The following is a 19,399-nucleotide window of genomic DNA, read 5'->3' on the forward strand; positions in this document are numbered from 1 at the left end:
CATGTTCCCTAATTCGATCACATAAAACCAACTTTATTCTAATTGTTGACCATCAATTCATTCAACACGGTTAGATAGGACAGTGAAAATTCCAATATACTATTTTTTCTATAGTAATAAGTGACAAGTTTAATTTACTACAGTTACTTTCCGTGATATCAAACAGATGAAACCCGATTCTCAAGTACGCCTACCTGTTCAATTTCAATCTTCACGACATCTCCGTCTTTCAAGAAAGCTTGTGGCTTTCTGGCAAAGCCTACTCCCCCTGGTGTTCCTGTTAGAACGATATCACCTGGTTCAAGTGTCATTAAATTTGAGATAAATTCTACTAACTTTGGAACAGTAAAAACTAGATTTTCCGTATTGGAACGTTGTCTTTCTTCACCGTTTACAGTAAGAACAATATCAAGTCCAGAAGGATTCGTTAATTCGTCAGATGTAATTAGCCATGTCCCCATAGGAGCACTTCCATCAACAGACTTCCCTTGTAGCCATTGAAGCGTTCGCCGTTGTATATCACGATATGTTACATCATTTGCGACTGTATAGCCTGCTACATATTCAAGTGCATCTTTTTCAGCAACATTTCGTGCTTGTTTTCCTACTACAAATGCAAGCTCTGCCTCGTAGTCCAATTGTTCAGAGAATGGATAAAAAGGAATATCATCTTCTGGTCCAATAATTGCGTTAGCAAACTTGGAAAAAAGCACAGGATTAGAAGGGAGATCACGGCCCATTTCCAGAATATGTTCCCGATAGTTCTGACCAACACAAATAATTTTACCCGGCTTTGAAAGAGGCGCTTCTATTCTAACCTCAGCTTTACCATAAACAAGCTTGTGCTTAAAGCTATCTATGTTATTTATTGCAAATTCAACTACAGCCTTAGCAAGTTCAATACTTTCTTTCCCACCTTGTAAGAATTCTTCCATATTAACTGGAACATAAGCTTCCGCAATTTCTTTATAACGATATTTACCTTCATTTTTCAGTTGAGCTTGGTATGCATAGTTTAAATCTACAATTTTTCCGTCTTCAACAAGAGCCCCTAGGCGCGAATGTCCATTTACGGTAAAAGTAATTAGTTTCATCGATTAATTCTCCTTTTGAATAATATAGACAGTTTATTTACACAATTATAAAGCTTTTCTTTCATACAAACCATTACGAAAAATATACCCACCAAGTTGGCGGGTATATATAAATTAACTATTTTTAAATTCCTCTTTTATTTTTACCAACCTCTCAGGTTTTGTAAGCAGGTCAAATCCAGTCAGTGCCAATGCCTTTGCACCCGTAATCAACGCTTGGTCACCTCTCTCGGATACTGCCGCTTCTCGAAAAGCAACTGTATGCGGTAAAGCATCATCATCAGCAATTTTAATGTACGGGTGGATAGTTGGTACAACCTGACTTATGTTCCCAGCATCCGTTGAACCAATTCCACCAACTCGATCTGAATATGTTTCACCAAATTGACCAATTCTTTCTTTGAATAGGTCATCAAACGATTGATTTAGTTTAAAATGGTCCACACCATTCTGTATACGATTTATTTCCACAGTGCTACCAGTAGCGAGTGCTGCCCCTTCCGCTACCTTCTCAACTTTATCCGTGACTTCGTCGCACAGTTGCCGCGTTTTAGCGCGAATGTAAAAACGAGCCCGAGCGTATTCCGGAACAATGTTTGGTGCCTCTCCACCATTAAGAATAATGCCGTGGATTCTCACATCATCGGTTAGGTGCTGTCGCAATGCATTTATTCCGTTGAAAAGTTGAATGACACCGTCTAGCGCATTAATTCCCTTTTCTGGATTAGCAGCAGCATGGGCAGGACGGCCGAAGAACTCGTAATCAATTGGATCAACAGCAAGTGTTTCGGCCGTACCGGCTGTTTTATAAAACGGATGGATCATCATGCAAGCATCGATATCTTGAACCAATCCATGACGCACGAATGACCCTTTCGCACTGCCATTTGGTCCACCTTCTTCCGCAGGAGTTCCGAGAACTACAATCTCTCCTCCTACCTCATCTAAAACCTGGCTCAACCCAATTGCAGCAGCTACACTTAACGTCCCGATAATGTTATGACCGCATGCATGACCAAGACCTTGTAGAGCATCGTATTCTGCTAGAAAACCAATTTTGGGTCCGGGCTTATTAGCACGTTTTGTTGCAATAAAGGCAGTATCATGTTCGGGAATCCCAGTTGTCACCTCAAAACCGTGTTCACTTAACAGAGCACGTAGCGTTTCAGAGGCAAAAAATTCTTCGTTTCCGAGTTCAGGTCTCGCATGTATCGCATGACTCGTTTTAATATATTTCTCTCGATTTTTTTCGATATGATCTACTATCCTATTTTCTGAAATCGTAGTCACTCCCCTTCGCTTTTAAAAAACTTGATAATTTATAGTTCTACCAGCCGATTTCTTCTAAAGGCACAAACGTTGGAATTAATGAATCGTTAAACACTTCCCGAATATGCTGTGCAACTTCTTCCGTTTGGTAAATTTCAACCAACTTTTGGAACACTTCCTTGTCTGTTTCATCTGCACGAACGGCAATAATGTTAATGTATGGTGTTGCAGTTTCATCCTCTATGAATATCGCGTCTTTAACTGGTACAAAACCAGCTTCCACAGCTACGCCGTTATTGATGACAGAAGCAGTAACGTCTGGAAGAACACGTGGTGTTTGAGCCGCTACCATCGGAACAAATTCAATGTTCTTTGGATTTTTTTCAATGAAAGACAAATCACCATTACCTTTAAACTCTTCCGACAATGTGATCAATCCAGCCTGTTCAACTAATAACAAAGCACGGCCCATGTTTGTAGCTTCTTGCGGTATAGCAATTTTTCCGTTTTCAGGGAACTCCTTGATGTCTTTAATTTTTTCTGAGTAAATACCCATTGGAGCAATAAGCGTTGTCGCGATTGGTGCTAAGTCCAGATTTCTTTCTTTAATAAACGAATCGAAATAAGAAACCGTTTGGAATGCGTTTAAATCAATGTCTCCGGCCGCTAATGCTAAGTTAGGACGTACATAGTCGGAGAACTCTACTAATTCAAGATTGATTCCTTCTTTCGCTGCTTTCTCCTTTATAAAATCCCAAATTGGAACTCCAGATCCATTCAATCCAACCTTTAACGTCACTTCTTCTTCACTACCGTCGCCTGATGCTGAATCACCTGACGTTTTCTCACTTCCACAAGCTGATAAAACAACAGCTACACTTAACATTAGCGTAAGTACAACTAACCATTTTTTCATTAGACTTCTCCTACCTTCTTCTCACAGATTTTGAAAATTTATTTCCAATTGTTTGAACGAGTTGAACAAGAACAACGAGCAATAGAACCGTGACGATCATAATGTCTGTTTCAAAACGTTGGTACCCATACGCGATTGCAAGGTCACCGAGTCCACCACCGCCAACGAACCCGGCCATCGCAGAAGCACCTACTAAGCCGATCGTAGCAATCGTTATGTTTAAAATGATGGAACTAAACGCTTCAGGTACGAGAACCCGGAAAATGATTTGTCTCGGTTTAGCACCCATTGCCTCTGCCGCTTCAATGATTCCTGGCGATACCTCTAGCAGGCTATTCTCTACCAATCTAGCAATATACGGCGCCGCATATACGACAAGCGGAACGATGGCTGCCGTCGTACCGATCGATGTGCCAACAACCAATCGTGTGAACGGCAAGATAGCTACGAGCAGGATGATAAAAGGGATTGATCGTAAAAAGTTAATAATTCCATTAAGAATGGTAAAAAACACTTTATTTCCTATCAGGTTACCTGGTCGCGTGATGACTAAAACAACACCAAGTGGAATCCCTAGAATTAACGAAAATAGTAGGGAAAAACTAACCATTTGAATTGTTTCGATTGTCGCTTCCACTATCCTCGGCCAAAATGTAATTAAATCAATCTCCATCTGGCTGCACCTCCTTCACCGTGACGCGTGTTTTAACATAATCAATCGCCTTATGAATCTCACTGTCTTCCCCTTGTAGTTCGACTAGTAAATTACCAAATGGTGTACCCTGTAGTTCAGTAATTTGACCGAACAGGACGTTCGCGTGAACATCATACTTTTTTGCCACATCCGATAACACCGGAAAACCTGCGGAATCCTGGATAAACGTTAACCGATAAATCCGGCTTTTTTCCTTGTGAGCATGAATAATTTTCCGGATCGAATCTGGAATTTCATCATTCATCACTGTCTTCACGAAGTTTCTAGTCGTAGCCTGCTTGGGATTAGAAAAAACATCAAAAATCGTTCCTTCCTCGATAATTCTCCCATCTTCCATAACCGCTACACGATGACAAATCTCTTTAATTACTTGCATTTCATGGGTGATCATCAGAATCGTAATGTTGTATTCCTCTTGAACCTTCCGCAGTAAATCTAAAATCGATTTTGTCGTCTGCGGATCAAGCGCTGATGTCGCCTCATCACACAACAGAATTTCTGGCGAAGTAGCTAAAGCACGCGCAATTCCAATCCGTTGCTTTTGCCCTCCAGAAAGCTGTTCCGGATAATGGCTTGCTTTATCAGCTAACCCTACAAATTCAAGGAGTTCATCCACCTTCTTCTTTATTTCTTTTTTCGGAACACCCGCTAGTGACAATGGAAAACCAACATTTTGGTAAACATTCTTCGATTCTAGCAACTCAAAATGTTGAAAGATCATTCCAATTTTTCTACGTTCCGTGATCAATTCAGATTTAGACAAACGCAGTAAATCCTTATCTCTGATAAATACCTTTCCTTCACTCGGTCGCTCTAACAAATTGACACAACGGATTAACGTGCTCTTTCCAGCACCACTCAGCCCGATTACGCCATAGATCTCCCCCTGTTTAATCGATAAATTAACGTCTTTAACGGCCTTGATGGTTTTGCCATTTGTCTCAAAATTCTTGCTTACCCCCTGAAATTCAATCACACCGAACCACTCCCTTCTTGTTGCATTTTCGATTAAATAAAGTTCTTTAAAAACAAAAAAGCCCCCTCTTCGATTAAGAAGAGGAGACAAATATACGCATAATATGTATCCAACTCTTCTTATCTTCCAAGCGTTTTCACGCTTGCAGGAATTAGCACGATCTTTTTATTCATCAGAATAAAACCCGTTGCCGAGGTTTCGCAGGGCCAGTCCCTCCACCTCTCTGGATAAGAAAAAACATTCGATTATTAAGTTTTTAAAGAATTGTTACCAATTTTATTTAATTGGAGTGGATTTGTCAATGGGGAATTTTTTCGTTTTTTTCATGTCAGATATATAAATTTTCTATCAATTGCCATTAGGTAATCAAATTATCAATCCTAGTTCGGTAGAACGTGTTCACTCTTTAGTTATATCCTTTAATAGAATCATCAATTTCTCGAGGAAATTCTCCTTTCCGAATCCAATTTAGATCTTGCTCGTTTAAATTAAACCACTCACCTCTGATCCGTTTATCACTAAAATAATGATGAAACAGATTTTCTGTCCTGTGATAATTTTCACTTCTAATAAGGTGAACTGTATTTAATTCATGGGGCATGGTTGTCCCGAAATCGTTCTTAACACGCCTTTCTGGATCTTTTGCTTTTCCTATTTTAATAAAATGGTTACTTGATTCTTGGACAAAATAAACATATCCAGTATCAAGTCCTCTTGAATCAAATCGCTTACTTATCGGTTCAAGATGGTGCCATTCTTGTACAGATTTTACAGTATGCTTATCTTTTACATAATCCGTATATGCTCTATATATCAAAAATACGATGAGTGCTACAATTACCAAGTAGATTAATTCCATTCTAGCCCTCCTTCTCAAATAATACACGTGGAGAATAGACCCTTTTTATGGAGGAAAACCCACTTCTTTTTTTGAACTCAATCATAGATCGATGGCGCTCAATCGTTTGTTTAGGACATCTTTTTTGTTGATGACGCTTCCGTTCAATTACCGATGAAAAAATTGGCTGGTGACTGTCATATGTACCGATCGCCCCATTTATAAAGATGAACTCACATGGTAATACAGCAAATAGGTCATTAATAACTTTGTTTAAACAGCTGTAAACATACAGTTGATACAAATCTTAACGCTTCGTTTTTGGCATATCATGATAACGTGTCTTACCACGTTTTGTGACCTTTTCTATTCTATTTGGAACAATTTCCTCAAAATCATGGAGGTATACGTCGCACTCTACAGTTTTTTTGTCGTATAAATGTAAACTATATGCTTTTAAAACATTGCTGTCCTTATGGAAATTTGCGTAATATTTTACAGCCCTTCTCCAGGTATCTTGTTCACCTTCTGTCATGCTTTTAGCAAAAGGATACTTTTCCTCCCATCTTTGATAAAGTAGTTTATCTGCCTTTACTCCTCTATTTTGATTAACTTTGTAATATGTAAGGAAAATTTGATTTAATCCTACTAACTTAGAAAGAAAATTTGATTCAAATTTCTGTTTCTTCTCTATCCAGCTTTGTTCACTAGGTCCTACAGAGTTTAAGTTAAAAGGTTCTCTCGTTTCTTTTTCCCAGTCGATAGAAAGACATTCGTCAAAATGGAACGCTTTTAATTCATCTAAAGCAGCTTGTTGTCTGTCCGTTATTCTATATGTCACTATTCTCCACCCATAGGAGTATGTGCAATTTCGAATTAAATATGTAAATTAGTGGAAATATTAATTGGGGTATCAAAAAGAATGGATTAGCAACTAAGTTTGAAATCTCAAAACCATTGCTGTGCTATGATTAAATAATAAAGGCCCAGCTACTCTAAGGTCATAGCTCCATCAAAGCCATTGCTGTGCTATGATCTGATACGCAGCCGAAAAAGCCTGCAGTAACAATACTCTGCAGGCTTTTTCATCATTTATTTTCAGGATTATAAACCCGCATTTCAGTCTCTAAACTGTCGTTTTACAAAATTCACTCTTTCGATTTCTTTATCTAATAACTAGTTTATCCAACTTGTTCGTAATTTGTACAACATAATTTATTCTTCCCACATCCCTGTTCTAATATACATTAGAATAATGTTAACTGATTAATAGTCACCTTTTTCTCATTAGTTGAACGTTCCCCTAACAACAACCTCATCCGTTCATTTTGTCTTTCCGTTACAGGTAAGGCACGAATAGAGCCCCTTGGAGGTAAATTTCTTTTAACCTGTTCAAGATGCCGTTCCATTGACTCATGTCCATTACATAATCTGCAATACACGGAGAATTGCATCTTGTCAAAACCCTCATTTAACAAGAACTTACGAAATCGAGTATAATCTCTTCGTTGCTTATTCGTCTTTACCGGTAAGTCAAAAAATAACATTATCCGCATAAAACCGCCCCTCCCTATTCATATTGATGAGTCATCTCTGGTAATAATACCGGCAATTTAAGATAGGAATAATCCTGTTGTCGAGTGTAGCTAATAAATAGCTACACCTTATTTTTTATGCCTGGAAAGATCACCAAAAACCATAAATTTTATTTTCACAAAACGGCTACAACAAAATAGGTGAATCCAGGTCCACCCTTCCATGTTCCATGTAGAACATTTAGAGGAGTAAATGTGAAGGAACTTGTCACTTCTTTGATCTGTAGTATAATACCAAAGTTGATAATCCAGTTGTTTAGAGGTTTCTTCTTTTTTCTATGGTTTCATAACTTAGAGAGTGTAACAAAATATATAGTTTCTTACTTACACAAAAAAGGATCGTCAAGTAACGATCCAATTAAATACCTTTATAAAATCTGACCAAATAAATCCCAATTTTCAAAGTTGAATTGAACGTCTCTTTCACCATCTCGATTCTCAGTATTTTTACCATCATTCACATGAAAATAAAAGTAATATTGGTCTGAGGAATCTTTCGACTTTTTCTGAACAAATTGTTTCAATTCATCGTGACTAAATATAAAATTATAAAATTGATTTTCATAGGCAATAGTAAATATATGAAAATCAATGTGACTCTTTTGGAGATCAGCTTCCTTTACCGTATGCCAACCTGAAGGGAAATCATGAAAACTCTTACTGTAATAAAACTTTCCAAGCATCTCTTCCCCTTTTTTATCACCAGAATTTACAGTAAGGATAACATCTGCTTGCCTTGCACGATTCCCTTTTTGAACATCAAAATACCCATATTTTCCTTTAATTGTATCCATCGCATGCTGGCGAGCAATTGATCTTGTAATCTTATTTTCATTATCACCCTGCTCAACAGAGTCATCTTGTATCACGTTCTTTTCGCTTTCCAGAATTTCCACTTTCTGTTCAAGTGTTTGCACCCTACTCATAAGTTCCAAAACCACCGATTCATAACTCATACTAAAAACACTCTCCCTATTTTTTATTTAATAAAAATATACTATCATGTATTTTTAGTAAAAACAATGTTTTTCGATTTTTATCATTAGTATTTTTAGTAATTTCATTTAAACGAAATACACAAGCACAAATATGTTCCGAATTTTAGTTATGTTGAGCTGATTTCTAAAAATAATAAATATTTATAAGGTTTTTATTGACACATACACACGCATGTGTGTATTATATGTGTATAGAAATAATTAGGTGGTGAGTTGATGCTAACTACTAAAGAAATTAGCCAGATCCTTAACGTTTCGGAAGAAACCGTTCGCAGATGGATCCGCAACAACGAGTTAACAGCCAAACAAAAAGGAAAAAGCTATCTGATAGATAAAGATGAACTAATTGAATTTGTTAAAAAGAAGGCACAGGGCGGAACTTCCACCGCCATCGGAAAAATGGCAAAGTTTCTGCCTATTGCTCAGATTGTTGGTGGCCCTGGTGGGATGACTGTAGGTGGAGCAACATCATCCATATCAAAGATTATCAAAAAAATTAACTCAAACGGAGAAGAAAAAGGTTCAGATAAACACTCCCCGTATGAATACGTTGAAAAGCAATCAATAGAAGAAGTTGAAGAACATATTGATTCTTTGAATCGGCAAAAAAAGAAACTAGAATTGGAATATCAAATGAACTTGCTTCAAATTGACGAAGAAGTTGCAAAGTATCAAAAAATAAAACAAAACTTAGAAATGGAGTGATACGCATATGGGTAAATTAGGGCTAAACATTGCAATTGCCATAGTTCCAGTTGTAGTAAAATTCTTCCTGGAAGAAACCGTAAAAAATAAAAAGGGATAAGGGGTGATGTTACTTATGGAGAATAAAAGCTTTTTAAAACGGATCGAAAAGAAAGGTATAAATCCAGATAATCTAACCAGTGAAGATACCAAAACATTAATAGAAATGAATATAAAAGGAGAATTTGGAAAAGAAGTCTTTAAGGAATTCTTAAAAGAAACTAATACTACTTACAAAACATATATTGAAGGTTTAAATTCTTTTGTTAATGCACATAAGTCTACCAGTGATAAGTATATTCAAGTGTTGGATAACCGCATAAAAGACTTAATGGAACAGGCCAATCGTGCAAAAACAGCTAATGAAAAGGAAAAATTAGACAAAGAAATAGATTCAATTCTTAATCGTCTGAGAGAAGAAGCAAACGAAAACAGAGGACTCAGCTTTAAAATGGCGATGATTGCAAGTGGAGTAGGTACGATTGTTGCAGGAAGTGCAATCTTTTTAGTTACCCGCAATCCAGAAGTTCTTAAAAAAGGAACTGAAATGATTGCACAGGAAACTCTCAAACAAATTACTAAATAAAAAGGAGCTGAACTTCTTCAGTTTCCATTGTATCGTTCAATCTAGGGGGAAGTTTAAATGTAAAAAGAGTGTTCAGTTTATTGTTTTTAATTAACCGATATAATAGCAGATGGGAAAACTTAGGTGTTTAGAAACACCCGGGAATACTATTAAATCTTATACGCGATCTTACGTCATAGCTCCATCAAAGCCATTGCTGTGCTATGATGACCGGGCATTCTCCAATGCCTTTGCTGCGGTCATAGCTCCATCAAAGCCATTGCTGTGCTATGATCCGTGCAATACAACGCCATTCATCCCACGAGTCATAGCTCCATCAAAGCCATTGCTGTGCTATGATTTGCACCCGTAATCGCTAATTTACCGTCTAAGTCATAGCTCCATCAAAGCCATTGCTGTGCTATGATAATTAGCTAGAGAAGGAACGCTAACGTTATGTCATAGCTCCATCAAAGCCATTGCTGTGCTATGATAATGAGGAGTCGTTTCTGTTTATTAGTCAAGTCATAGCTCCATCAAAGCCATTGCTGTGCTATGATAACTCCAGTGATAAGACCACTGAATACTTGGTCATAGCTCCATCAAAGCCATTGCTGTGCTATGATAACTCCAGTGATAAGACCACTGAATACTTGGTCATAGCTCCATCAAAGCCATTGCTGTGCTATGATAATAATACAGCAAGCTCCTCAAAGAAACTCGTCATAGCTCCATCAAAGCCATTGCTGTGCTATGATTTATACAAAGTTTAGAAGAACAAAACATCAGTCATAGCTCCATCAAAGCCATTGCTGTGCTATGATTGTTTCATCATTAATTGCCCGTAAATCCATGTCATAGCTCCATCAAAGCCATTGCTGTGCTATGATACACTCTTTTTCAATAAACTTAATTCGTTTGTCATAGCTCCATCAAAGCCATTGCTGTGCTATGATGCTGGTGTTGTGGCAATGCCAGTATTTGAAGTCATAGCTCCATCAAAGCCATTGCTGTGCTATGATACTGGTACTGGTGATATTGGTGCTGTCATTGTCATAGCTCCATCAAAGCCATTGCTGTGCTATGATTGTTGGGTGTACTTGAGTAGCTTTATCCAAGTCATAGCTCCATCAAAGCCATTGCTGTGCTATGATGGCTTCGCTTAGATTGCTTCCGCTTTTTCTGTCATAGCTCCATCAAAGCCATTGCTGTGCTATGATTTGTTAGTCAAAAAGGTTATTACCCTGTCGGTCATAGCTCCATCAAAGCCATTGCTGTGCTATGATTTAATCGAACCTTTCGCTTTACGTGAGTGCGTCATAGCTCCATCAAAGCCATTGCTGTGCTATGATTCAATAACAAGAAGGTCGTCATCTTCTGCAGTCATAGCTCCATCAAAGCCATTGCTGTGCTATGATCGAACTTTCCGTACTACCGCCTTTTTCTACGTCATAGCTCCATCAAAGCCATTGCTGTGCTATGATATACCGAACATACGGTATAGGGAACTTTGGTCATAGCTCCATCAAAGCCATTGCTGTGCTATGATGTAACCTAAATATGCTTTATCTTCATCTGGTCATAGCTCCATCAAAGCCATTGCTGTGCTATGATTCGCTATAAAAATATGAGGAGTTGAACTGAGTCATAGCTCCATCAAAGCCATTGCTGTGCTATGATACGCACGGAAAGAGAATATTAAGTCGTATGGTCATAGCTCCATCAAAGCCATTGCTGTGCTATGATAATTTGATAATCTTGCCCTTTTACTGTCACGTCATAGCTCCATCAAAGCCATTGCTGTGCTATGATTGAAATCCTAATATGATTCCTCCAATGATTGTCATAGCTCCATCAAAGCCATTGCTGTGCTATGATATATTTGAGTCTTTTATGCTCTGCAACTGCGTCATAGCTCCATCAAAGCCATTGCTGTGCTATGATTCATGAAGGCATTACTGTAGATGGCTCATAGTCATAGCTCCATCAAAGCCATTGCTGTGCTATGATTCTAGCAGAACATTTATCATCACTATCCTCGTCATAGCTCCATCAAAGCCATTGCTGTGCTATGATCGTTCCCCAGCTATTTCATCAAGAATTAGTGTCATAGCTCCATCAAAGCCATTGCTGTGCTATGATTCTAGGGGGCTTAATCAGTCTAATCATCTGGTCATAGCTCCATCAAAGCCATTGCTGTGCTATGATTAATTACGTCGATAATCGTGACAGTAATGGGTCATAGCTCCATCAAAGCCATTGCTGTGCTATGATAATTTGCATTGAATCCAGTGTTTTAGTTTCGTCATAGCTCCATCAAAGCCATTGCTGTGCTATGATTACTGTAGGTCCAACTTGAGACGATTATCAGTCATAGCTCCATCAAAGCCATTGCTGTGCTATGATTTGCTTTGTGTCTACAATCCCACCATTAGCGTCATAGCTCCATCAAAGCCATTGCTGTGCTATGATACTTCACAATCTGCCAATGGTACTTTATATGTCATAGCTCCATCAAAGCCATTGCTGTGCTATGATCCGTAATCGGTTTAGCAGCACTCATTATTGGTCATAGCTCCATCAAAGCCATTGCTGTGCTATGATTTCATCAAGCGTAGGCACTCTCGCTTCCATGTCATAGCTCCACCAAAGCCATTGCTGTGCTATGATCACGAACCAAGTCTACACCTGAACCGTTAGGTCATAGCTCCATCAAAGCCATTGCTGTGCTATGATATACATTGAATTGGCTAGATAATTATATCTGTCATAGCTCCATCAAAGCCATTGCTGTGCTATGATCCGACTTCTTCCCAAGTGTTAAAATTGAAAGTCATAGCTCCATCAAAGCCATTGCTGTGCTATGATTATAAACATCTACAGTATCTCTGTTAACAGGTCATAGCTCCATCAAAGCCATTGCTGTGCTATGATTTGGTTACGGATATCTTTGCTAAGTTTATAGTCATAGCTCCATCAAAGCCATTGCTGTGCTATGATCAACATATCCTAATTCATCTAGCTTTGTATGTCATAGCTCCATCAAAGCCATTGCTGTGCTATGATTGAACCCAACAAACGCATTCCCTGCGATAGGTCATAGCTCCATCAAAGCCATTGCTGTGCTATGATCTGTGATTCATTGTTGTTTGTAACTTTCCAGTCATAGCTCCATCAAAGCCATTGCTGTGCTATGATACGTGCTTATCATCGTACACTTTAGACCAGGTCATAGCTCCATCAAAGCCATTGCTGTGCTATGATAAGATGCTGATACAGATGAGTACCAAAAGCGTCATAGCTCCATCAAAGCCATTGCTGTGCTATGATTACCGACTTTGACAATATGACAGGCGGCACGTCATAGCTCCATCAAAGCCATTGCTGTGCTATGATTAACGCTATAGCAGTAGAAGACTCAAACGCGTCATAGCTCCATCAAAGCCATTGCTGTGCTATGATCCTCTCTACTAGATCCTCTACCGCGATTAAGTCATAGCTCCATCAAAGCCATTGCTGTGCTATGATTTTTCAATTGCGATTCCATTACGATATATCGTCATAGCTCCATCAAAGCCATTGCTGTGCTATGATGTAGTGGCAGTATTAGTACTTTGAATATATGTCATAGCTCCATCAAAGCCATTGCTGTGCTATGATCGTGGCTTCTTGGGTATCATTAAAATATCCGTCATAGCTCCATCAAAGCCATTGCTGTGCTATGATTCTTTTGAGTTCGGTTTTAGCTCTTCGTTTGTCATAGCTCCATCAAAGCCATTGCTGTGCTATGATTTCAAGGGCTCCAATAACATCTTCCTTTACGTCATAGCTCCATCAAAGCCATTGCTGTGCTATGATTTTATGATAGAGGTCCATCGTCATCTAGACGTCATAGCTCCATCAAAGCCATTGCTGTGCTATGATTACTTCATCGAACGCACTTTCACCATCCCTGTCATAGCTCCATCAAAGCCATTGCTGTGCTATGATAGAGGTGAAATCGTTATTATAGTTATTCTCGTCATAGCTCCATCAAAGCCATTGCTGTGCTATGATTACTTCATCGAACGCACTTTCACCATCCCTGTCATAGCTCCATCAAAGCCATTGCTGTGCTATGATACGTAGCCGAAAAAGCCTGCAGTCACAATATTCTGCAGGCTTTTTCATCATTTATTTTCAGGATTATAAACCCACATTTTAGTCTCTAAACTGTCGTTTTACAAAATTCACTCTTTCGATTTCTTTATCTAATAATTAGTTTAACCAACTTGTTCGTAATTTATACAAAATAATTTATTCTTTCCACATTCCTGTTCTAATATACATTAAAATAACGTTAACTGGTTAATAGTAACCTTTTTCTCATTAGTTGTTCGTTCACCTAACAACAACCTCATCCGTTCATATTGTTTTTCCGTTACAGGTAAAGCACGAATGGAACCTCTTGGAGGTAAATTCCTTTTTACTTGTTCAAGTTGCCGTTCCATTGATTCATGTCCATTACATAATCTGCAGTACACTGAGAATTGCATCATGTCAAAACCCTCATTTAACAAGAACTTTCGAAACCGAGTATAATCTCTGCGTTGCTTGGTCGTCTTTACTGGTAAATCAAAAAATAACATAATCCGCATAAAACCACCCTTATTCATATTGATGAATCCTCTCTGGTAATAGTACCGGCAATTTAAGATAGGAATAATCCTGTTGTCGACAACAAGAAACAAAACTTTTAACCATTTCATCAACTGCTGTTGTAACAGAATGCTTTTCCTTGGAAATCAAAATATCTACGTTTGCCAAATTTACTAATCCAGCACGTGTTTCAGTATCCCATTTTTCAGCATCTTGCCTTGCTACATAGTAATCGATCAGGGGACGAAACACTTCCATAAAGTCATCCGCTAAATTAAAAGCGTTCAGTTGATTATCATGATAAAGACCTAAACAAGTTGTTAAACCATAATTTGTTAATGATCTTGCTACCAAACCTCTTATAATGGCATAACCATAATTTAATAATCTATTAGTTGGTTCTGTAGAACGTCGAGTAAAATCATCTCCGAATAAACTTCTAAAGTATAACCTAGCTGCCACAGACTCCCTGTTTGTAGCGTCTCCAGATTCAACCTCTCGAACAATCCGTCTTAACTCTTCACTTGATTCTTTCTCCAACAAATCCAAACAAATAGCCTGATTCATTATTTTTTGCTTAATAATTTGTTGCCACAAGCGTTTTTTGAATGGCTTCGAAAGTGCTAACTGGGTGTGAAGAACTGTTGATTGTCTAGAGTGCTGGTTAAAGCCTGTCCACATTCCATTCGGAAGTTTTTTTGAATCACAGGTAAATAGGCTAACTTTATAGCTGGCACATTCACTTAACACATTTGCGGTAATTGTCACCGCAGGAGCTTCAATTAAAATGGATGCGATATCTTGAAAAGGAATAGTGAAAATATCATCTTGATGAATTACTAGCTTTGATTCTTTAACCGATAGACGTGCATTTTTTGTAATCATAATATGTCGCCAACTCATATTTATTCACCTCTTAATCTATCATTTACTAACTATCAGTCTTTCCAACTTGGCATAAAAAAATACAGCAGATAGAAAAGTCTACCTGCTGTATTTATTATATCTTCTGTGTTACTTTCTTTTGTTTAAACGGCTGACGTGTTTCATTTTTAACTTGAGACAAATCACCTAAAATACCAACTTGATATTTTTCCATTTTGTCAATACCTCTTAATGTATAACGACGAGCAGTCTGCTCATGGGGTACATTTGCTTCCTTAAATATTACCCGATTACTTCCAATATCAATGGTACTGAAATAAAGAAAACGATCCTCATCCACACGTCTCAGTCTAACTAAATCATATGGATAAAGGCTGAATTGAAAAATGAACGTTTTATCAAGTTCTACCCATTGATCGTACCCTTTTCCCGCTGTAACTACCCTGTTCGGCAACTTTTCCATACTTGTATCTATAACATAAACTGGTACCATGTGATACTTCTCATCCTTTAAAAACAAGTCAATTCGGACAAGATCTCCATTCTGAGCAACTCCACCATTCACTTCTCGAACATGCGATCGTTTATCGACTTCGACCTTCACACGGCGAATTGGGTTACCTTTACCTTTCTTGCTCGGTTTATAAAGCGTCTCCTCAAATGCTTCTTTCGTATTACCGCCGTGAGCAAGGTATCGTTGTTTAATTGCTTCGTAAGTGGCAGGATCAGAATATTTATTTACCATTGCAAAATCACCGTGCTTATCAAACTTTATATCTTGTAAAGGAACACGTTTTACGATTATAGTTTTGCCCGAACTATCAACCCCACCTTTCATCAAAATAGTTTCTTTATGTGCCGCACCAGTAACCGAGTGCCTCGCCTTCCGGGAAACCATCATATAAGAGGGAAGCGGAAGATTAGATTCTAGCACCTGATGAATGGTCTCAGGATTTGGTAATTCAGCCAAATGTGTGAGAAGTTCATCACGAAAACCTTTCCACGGACTCGGAAAATAAGGTTCTTCAATTCTTGCATTATTTTCCTTTCCTTTATGATACGTGGTCACCCGTTGTATCATCCCATCGTCTGTACAAGCCACGACAATAGCATCCATTGCATGGTGAAGATGTGTATCTTCCCTGTGCTTTTCAAGTCCCCAACGTCTGCGGAGATGTGAGGTTACCCGTCCATTTACCGTACTTACCCACTTCTTCCCGTCAGAATACTTCGGCTGAAGTCGCTGCTCCAAGAAATTTTTGAAAAACCTACTAATATAGCGCGTGTCATTAAGATGACGCTCTTTTACCAATTCTTCCTCATGTGCTGAAAATTCCTTTTTTAATAAATACTGCTTCTTCGGCTTGGAAAATTTCACATTGTTAATAACATAATCTTCAAAAGCCTCCCAACGAATCGGATTTGCTTTCAAATAATCAAAGGGGATTCGGTTCCCCTTTTTCCGGTTTTCATCACTATAAACCAGCACTTTATTATGGTAATTATCCATAAAGCTTTGGCTATACGGGAGAATGTGATCCACGTCCAATTTGGGCGCACTATTCCTTTCTCGTTTCAATTCCTTAAAAAACTCCTCGGCAGGGATGCGTTTTTGTGAATAGGCACATTTTTGCTCTTGTTCTTCCCAGAGCTTATATCGGATGATATCATGACCCTTAGGATTCAAAATGCCAAATTCCGCGAGCATTTTAATTGCACCTGTATTTCGCTCATAATTGGCCTTCTGCGATTTGACTAGTTTATTACGCTCTTCATGACTCTTTGAAAGATCACGAGCCAATTCTATATGTACCGAGGCAGGTGACCCGTATTTTTTTATAATCGCATTGACAACTTTACGTGATTGAGTGAGTGCCCTTTTTACAACTGGATTTCCAATATCCTCCGGAATCGGTGGTAGCAACTTCTCACGCTTAGCGCTTTGCAACCCAGTCGTATCATAGCCAAATTTATCTGCTGCTTTTTTAAAAGTCAGCCCTTCTTCCATAAGCGGCAACAGGTTTTGTATAGCTTTTGACGAAAGATGGCCGAACTTAGAATAAGATAATGGGAGTAGTGCTTCAATCATGTCATCTGCAAATTCTCGCTTTGCTATATTCCCAGGATTTTTTAAGTAATTACGGATATCTTTATCTGTTTTATAAACTGTAAGCGCAAAACCAATGGCATCATAATCAATTGGGTCATAAGTTTCTCCAGAATCAGCTGTGTGGATGTCGGCTATGCGTTTAATTTGATAGAAGGCATCCAACTTAACAAAAGGAAATTTTTCATTTTGACTAAGTTTTGCGTCAGGATCGTATGTTAACTCATTAAATCTTAGTGTATCATCAAGCTCCAGCCACTTTCGGAGGTCTGAGTACTTAACTACTGGAGCACTTTTACGTTTTGTTAAATCATTCCTGTTAAAAAGTTTATCCAATATGACAGCACGCTGTTCAGCTGTCAACGGCTCCACATCTGACCCGACTCTGACCCGGTTGATTTTATCGAGTGCCATATAGTATTGAAATGCATATGTTGCTTTGGGAATGCGGCGTTCTTCTTGTTCAAGCGAACAGACCCCAACCTTCTTCAAGATTGCGTTTCCTGAAGCAAATGGCAGCTGATGATTCCAGATTTTCAAATAGGCTTCCTGCATTTCCTCCGTAGCGTAGGTTGAATGAAATTTACGCTGATTTTCAAAGAGCATTACAATTTCTTGTTCAAGATCATAGCGGCTTACATTAAAAATATATTCACCACTAGAATTTCTACGTTTTTCGTATTTGGTAAACGTCGAATCTTTCATCCACATTTCACCGACTGTACGATACTTTGTTAGCCGTTCCTTGTTGTCTTTGACACTCGAGAGCACAGCCCCCGTTTCCGTTTCATTTTGTTCCGACTTCCGATTTGACTTAAAGCCACGCCTCTGGGCGAGATGAATAAGTAAGCGCCCCCATTCTTGACGACTTAATAAACGATCCAATCCTTCCAGGCGAATGTTCCATATATCAACCGCGCTATTTTGGCGGGAATAAAGCTGCTTTATCTCTTGTTCATTTAACACATCATAATTTAGAAGAAGCTGTCGAATTTCTTTTTTCCGTTCACTACGGCGGCGTAAACGACGACGTGAGGAACGAGCCAAGCGCCGAGGTTCAGCTAGAGAGGCACCAGTTTTTGGAATTTCTGCTTTATCAAACATACGTACACCCGAATCAACAATACTGGTTGTCTCAAATTTATTGCTATCATTCAATACAAGGTTAATAACACTCCATCCGACTGAATTCGTTCCAATGTCTAGGCCAATACGATAATCTAATTCCTTCACCTAATTCCTCCTCTACCAATTTCTTACCAGTCTTACCATCTTTTCCTTGCATTAATCTATGTATCTACAAAAAAAACCTCAGCTATGTTTCAATAGCTAAGGTCAATCTTGTTGTATGTAATGGGGAGACACCCATCTCAGATGGGCAGGCGATCCCCAACGCCACGAGCTACTTACTTAAAAGTAGCCTTATCATAGAAACATCAATGCCATTGCTGTACTATGAGGACACTATCATAACATTTGACCTAAATGTTGTCAAGCATATGCAATTTTTTGGCAGAAATGGAGCTACTTAAATAATTCGTTTCTAAAGGTTAATTAGGGGAGATATGGGACTAATTACTCTACAGCCATAATAAAAACCGATTATAAAGCCTAAAAATGAATTAATCATGCTGCTTTTAATCATATGTATATTCATTTAAAATCAATTCGCTGATAAAAATTACTTAAGGTTATTTAAGAAATCTACCAATAGCTTAAGGATCAGTAATTAATCATTGCTATGAATTTCAATAACTAAAAAATTGAAAGTTATAGTTATTGGTGAGATACTCTCTGTCACCTCTCTAAGTTTTGTTAATAGAAGTATAATTTTATCCATATATTCACCTATTTTAAATGGAATGTTAACAATCCAAACCTTTTTTTATTTATTAATCTCACCTAGTTAACTTACAAATAACAATAAACTAATTCTATACTTATGTAAACCCTTTCTTTTTATTGGTTTGATTTTAATAGAATAATAATATAGTATATTCTTGAGTTCCATAATTGGAATGTTAAGTCATAGCTCCATCAAAGCCATTGCTGTAGGAAA

Annotated in this window: 14 protein-coding genes, 1 CRISPR repeat array and 1 riboswitch; of the genes, 2 read left to right on the forward strand and 12 right to left on the reverse strand. The window is 38.1% G+C overall.

The window, feature by feature from the left end; genetic code table 11:
• Positions 1–158: 158 nt before the first annotated feature.
• The 9 genes from ACY9Z2_RS00630 to ACY9Z2_RS00670 form a co-directional block, all read right to left on the reverse strand.
• Positions 159–1,094, reverse strand: a complete 936-nt coding sequence (locus ACY9Z2_RS00630) for a fumarylacetoacetate hydrolase family protein (RefSeq protein WP_463607659.1) — start codon at positions 1,092–1,094, stop codon at positions 159–161.
• Between the two features lie 114 nt (positions 1,095–1,208).
• Entirely contained in the window at positions 1,209–2,384 is a 1,176-nt protein-coding gene (locus ACY9Z2_RS00635; RefSeq protein WP_463607660.1) for a M20 family metallopeptidase, read from the reverse strand.
• 37 nt (positions 2,385–2,421) lie between these two features.
• The gene (locus ACY9Z2_RS00640) at positions 2,422–3,279 is read right to left on the reverse strand and encodes a MetQ/NlpA family ABC transporter substrate-binding protein (RefSeq protein ID WP_463607661.1); all 858 of its coding nucleotides are present in this window, start codon (positions 3,277–3,279) and stop codon (positions 2,422–2,424) included.
• Between the two features lie 10 nt (positions 3,280–3,289).
• The gene (locus ACY9Z2_RS00645) at positions 3,290–3,952 is read right to left on the reverse strand and encodes a methionine ABC transporter permease (protein WP_463607662.1); all 663 of its coding nucleotides are present in this window, start codon (positions 3,950–3,952) and stop codon (positions 3,290–3,292) included.
• Positions 3,942–4,970, reverse strand: a complete 1,029-nt coding sequence (locus tag ACY9Z2_RS00650; protein ID WP_463607663.1) for a methionine ABC transporter ATP-binding protein — start codon at positions 4,968–4,970, stop codon at positions 3,942–3,944. Before ACY9Z2_RS00650 ends, ACY9Z2_RS00645 begins: the two co-directional genes overlap by 11 nt.
• A gap of 116 nt (positions 4,971–5,086) precedes the next feature.
• Positions 5,087–5,204, reverse strand: a riboswitch (SAM riboswitch).
• Positions 5,205–5,376: 172 nt separating this feature from the next.
• Positions 5,377–5,829, reverse strand: coding sequence for a GIY-YIG nuclease family protein (locus tag ACY9Z2_RS00655; RefSeq protein ID WP_463607664.1), 453 nt, complete (start codon positions 5,827–5,829; stop codon positions 5,377–5,379).
• 286 nt (positions 5,830–6,115) lie between these two features.
• Positions 6,116–6,649, reverse strand: a complete 534-nt coding sequence (locus ACY9Z2_RS00660) for a hypothetical protein (protein WP_463607665.1) — start codon at positions 6,647–6,649, stop codon at positions 6,116–6,118.
• Between the two features lie 406 nt (positions 6,650–7,055).
• Positions 7,056–7,364, reverse strand: coding sequence for a CRISPR-associated endonuclease Cas2 (gene cas2, locus ACY9Z2_RS00665; protein WP_463607666.1), 309 nt, complete (start codon positions 7,362–7,364; stop codon positions 7,056–7,058).
• A 407-nt stretch (positions 7,365–7,771) separates the two neighbouring features.
• Complete coding sequence (locus ACY9Z2_RS00670; protein ID WP_463607667.1) at positions 7,772–8,359, reverse strand: hypothetical protein; 588 nt, start codon at positions 8,357–8,359, stop codon at positions 7,772–7,774.
• Between the two features lie 258 nt (positions 8,360–8,617).
• On the opposite strand from ACY9Z2_RS00670, the gene ACY9Z2_RS00675 reads away from it, so the two are divergent.
• Together ACY9Z2_RS00675 and ACY9Z2_RS00680 are read left to right on the forward strand one after the other, a co-directional pair.
• Complete coding sequence (locus tag ACY9Z2_RS00675; protein ID WP_463607668.1) at positions 8,618–9,106, forward strand: helix-turn-helix domain-containing protein; 489 nt, start codon at positions 8,618–8,620, stop codon at positions 9,104–9,106.
• Positions 9,107–9,221: 115 nt separating this feature from the next.
• A complete protein-coding gene (locus ACY9Z2_RS00680) occupies positions 9,222–9,731 on the forward strand; it encodes a hypothetical protein (protein ID WP_463607669.1) in 510 nt (169 codons plus the stop codon).
• Between the two features lie 172 nt (positions 9,732–9,903).
• Positions 9,904–13,832: direct repeats of the CRISPR family, unit length 36 nt; unit sequence GTCATAGCTCCATCAAAGCCATTGCTGTGCTATGAT.
• 206 nt (positions 13,833–14,038) lie between these two features.
• Here ACY9Z2_RS00680 and cas2 (ACY9Z2_RS00685) read toward each other — a convergent pair.
• From cas2 (ACY9Z2_RS00685) to cas9, 3 genes are all read right to left on the reverse strand, one after another.
• Positions 14,039–14,365 carry a CRISPR-associated endonuclease Cas2 gene (cas2, locus tag ACY9Z2_RS00685; protein WP_463607670.1) on the reverse strand — a complete coding sequence of 109 codons (327 nt, stop codon included), beginning with the start codon at positions 14,363–14,365 and terminating at the stop codon, positions 14,039–14,041.
• Complete coding sequence (cas1, locus tag ACY9Z2_RS00690) at positions 14,358–15,251, reverse strand: type II CRISPR-associated endonuclease Cas1 (RefSeq protein WP_463607671.1); 894 nt, start codon at positions 15,249–15,251, stop codon at positions 14,358–14,360. The genes cas2 (ACY9Z2_RS00685) and cas1 overlap by 8 nt, the downstream gene beginning before the upstream one ends.
• Before the next feature lie 97 nt (positions 15,252–15,348).
• The gene (cas9, locus tag ACY9Z2_RS00695) at positions 15,349–18,573 is read right to left on the reverse strand and encodes a type II CRISPR RNA-guided endonuclease Cas9 (RefSeq protein ID WP_463607672.1); all 3,225 of its coding nucleotides are present in this window, start codon (positions 18,571–18,573) and stop codon (positions 15,349–15,351) included.
• Between the last annotated feature and the right edge of the window lie 826 nt (positions 18,574–19,399).

It is taken from the genome of Virgibacillus sp. GM2-2, from assembly GCF_055329585.1.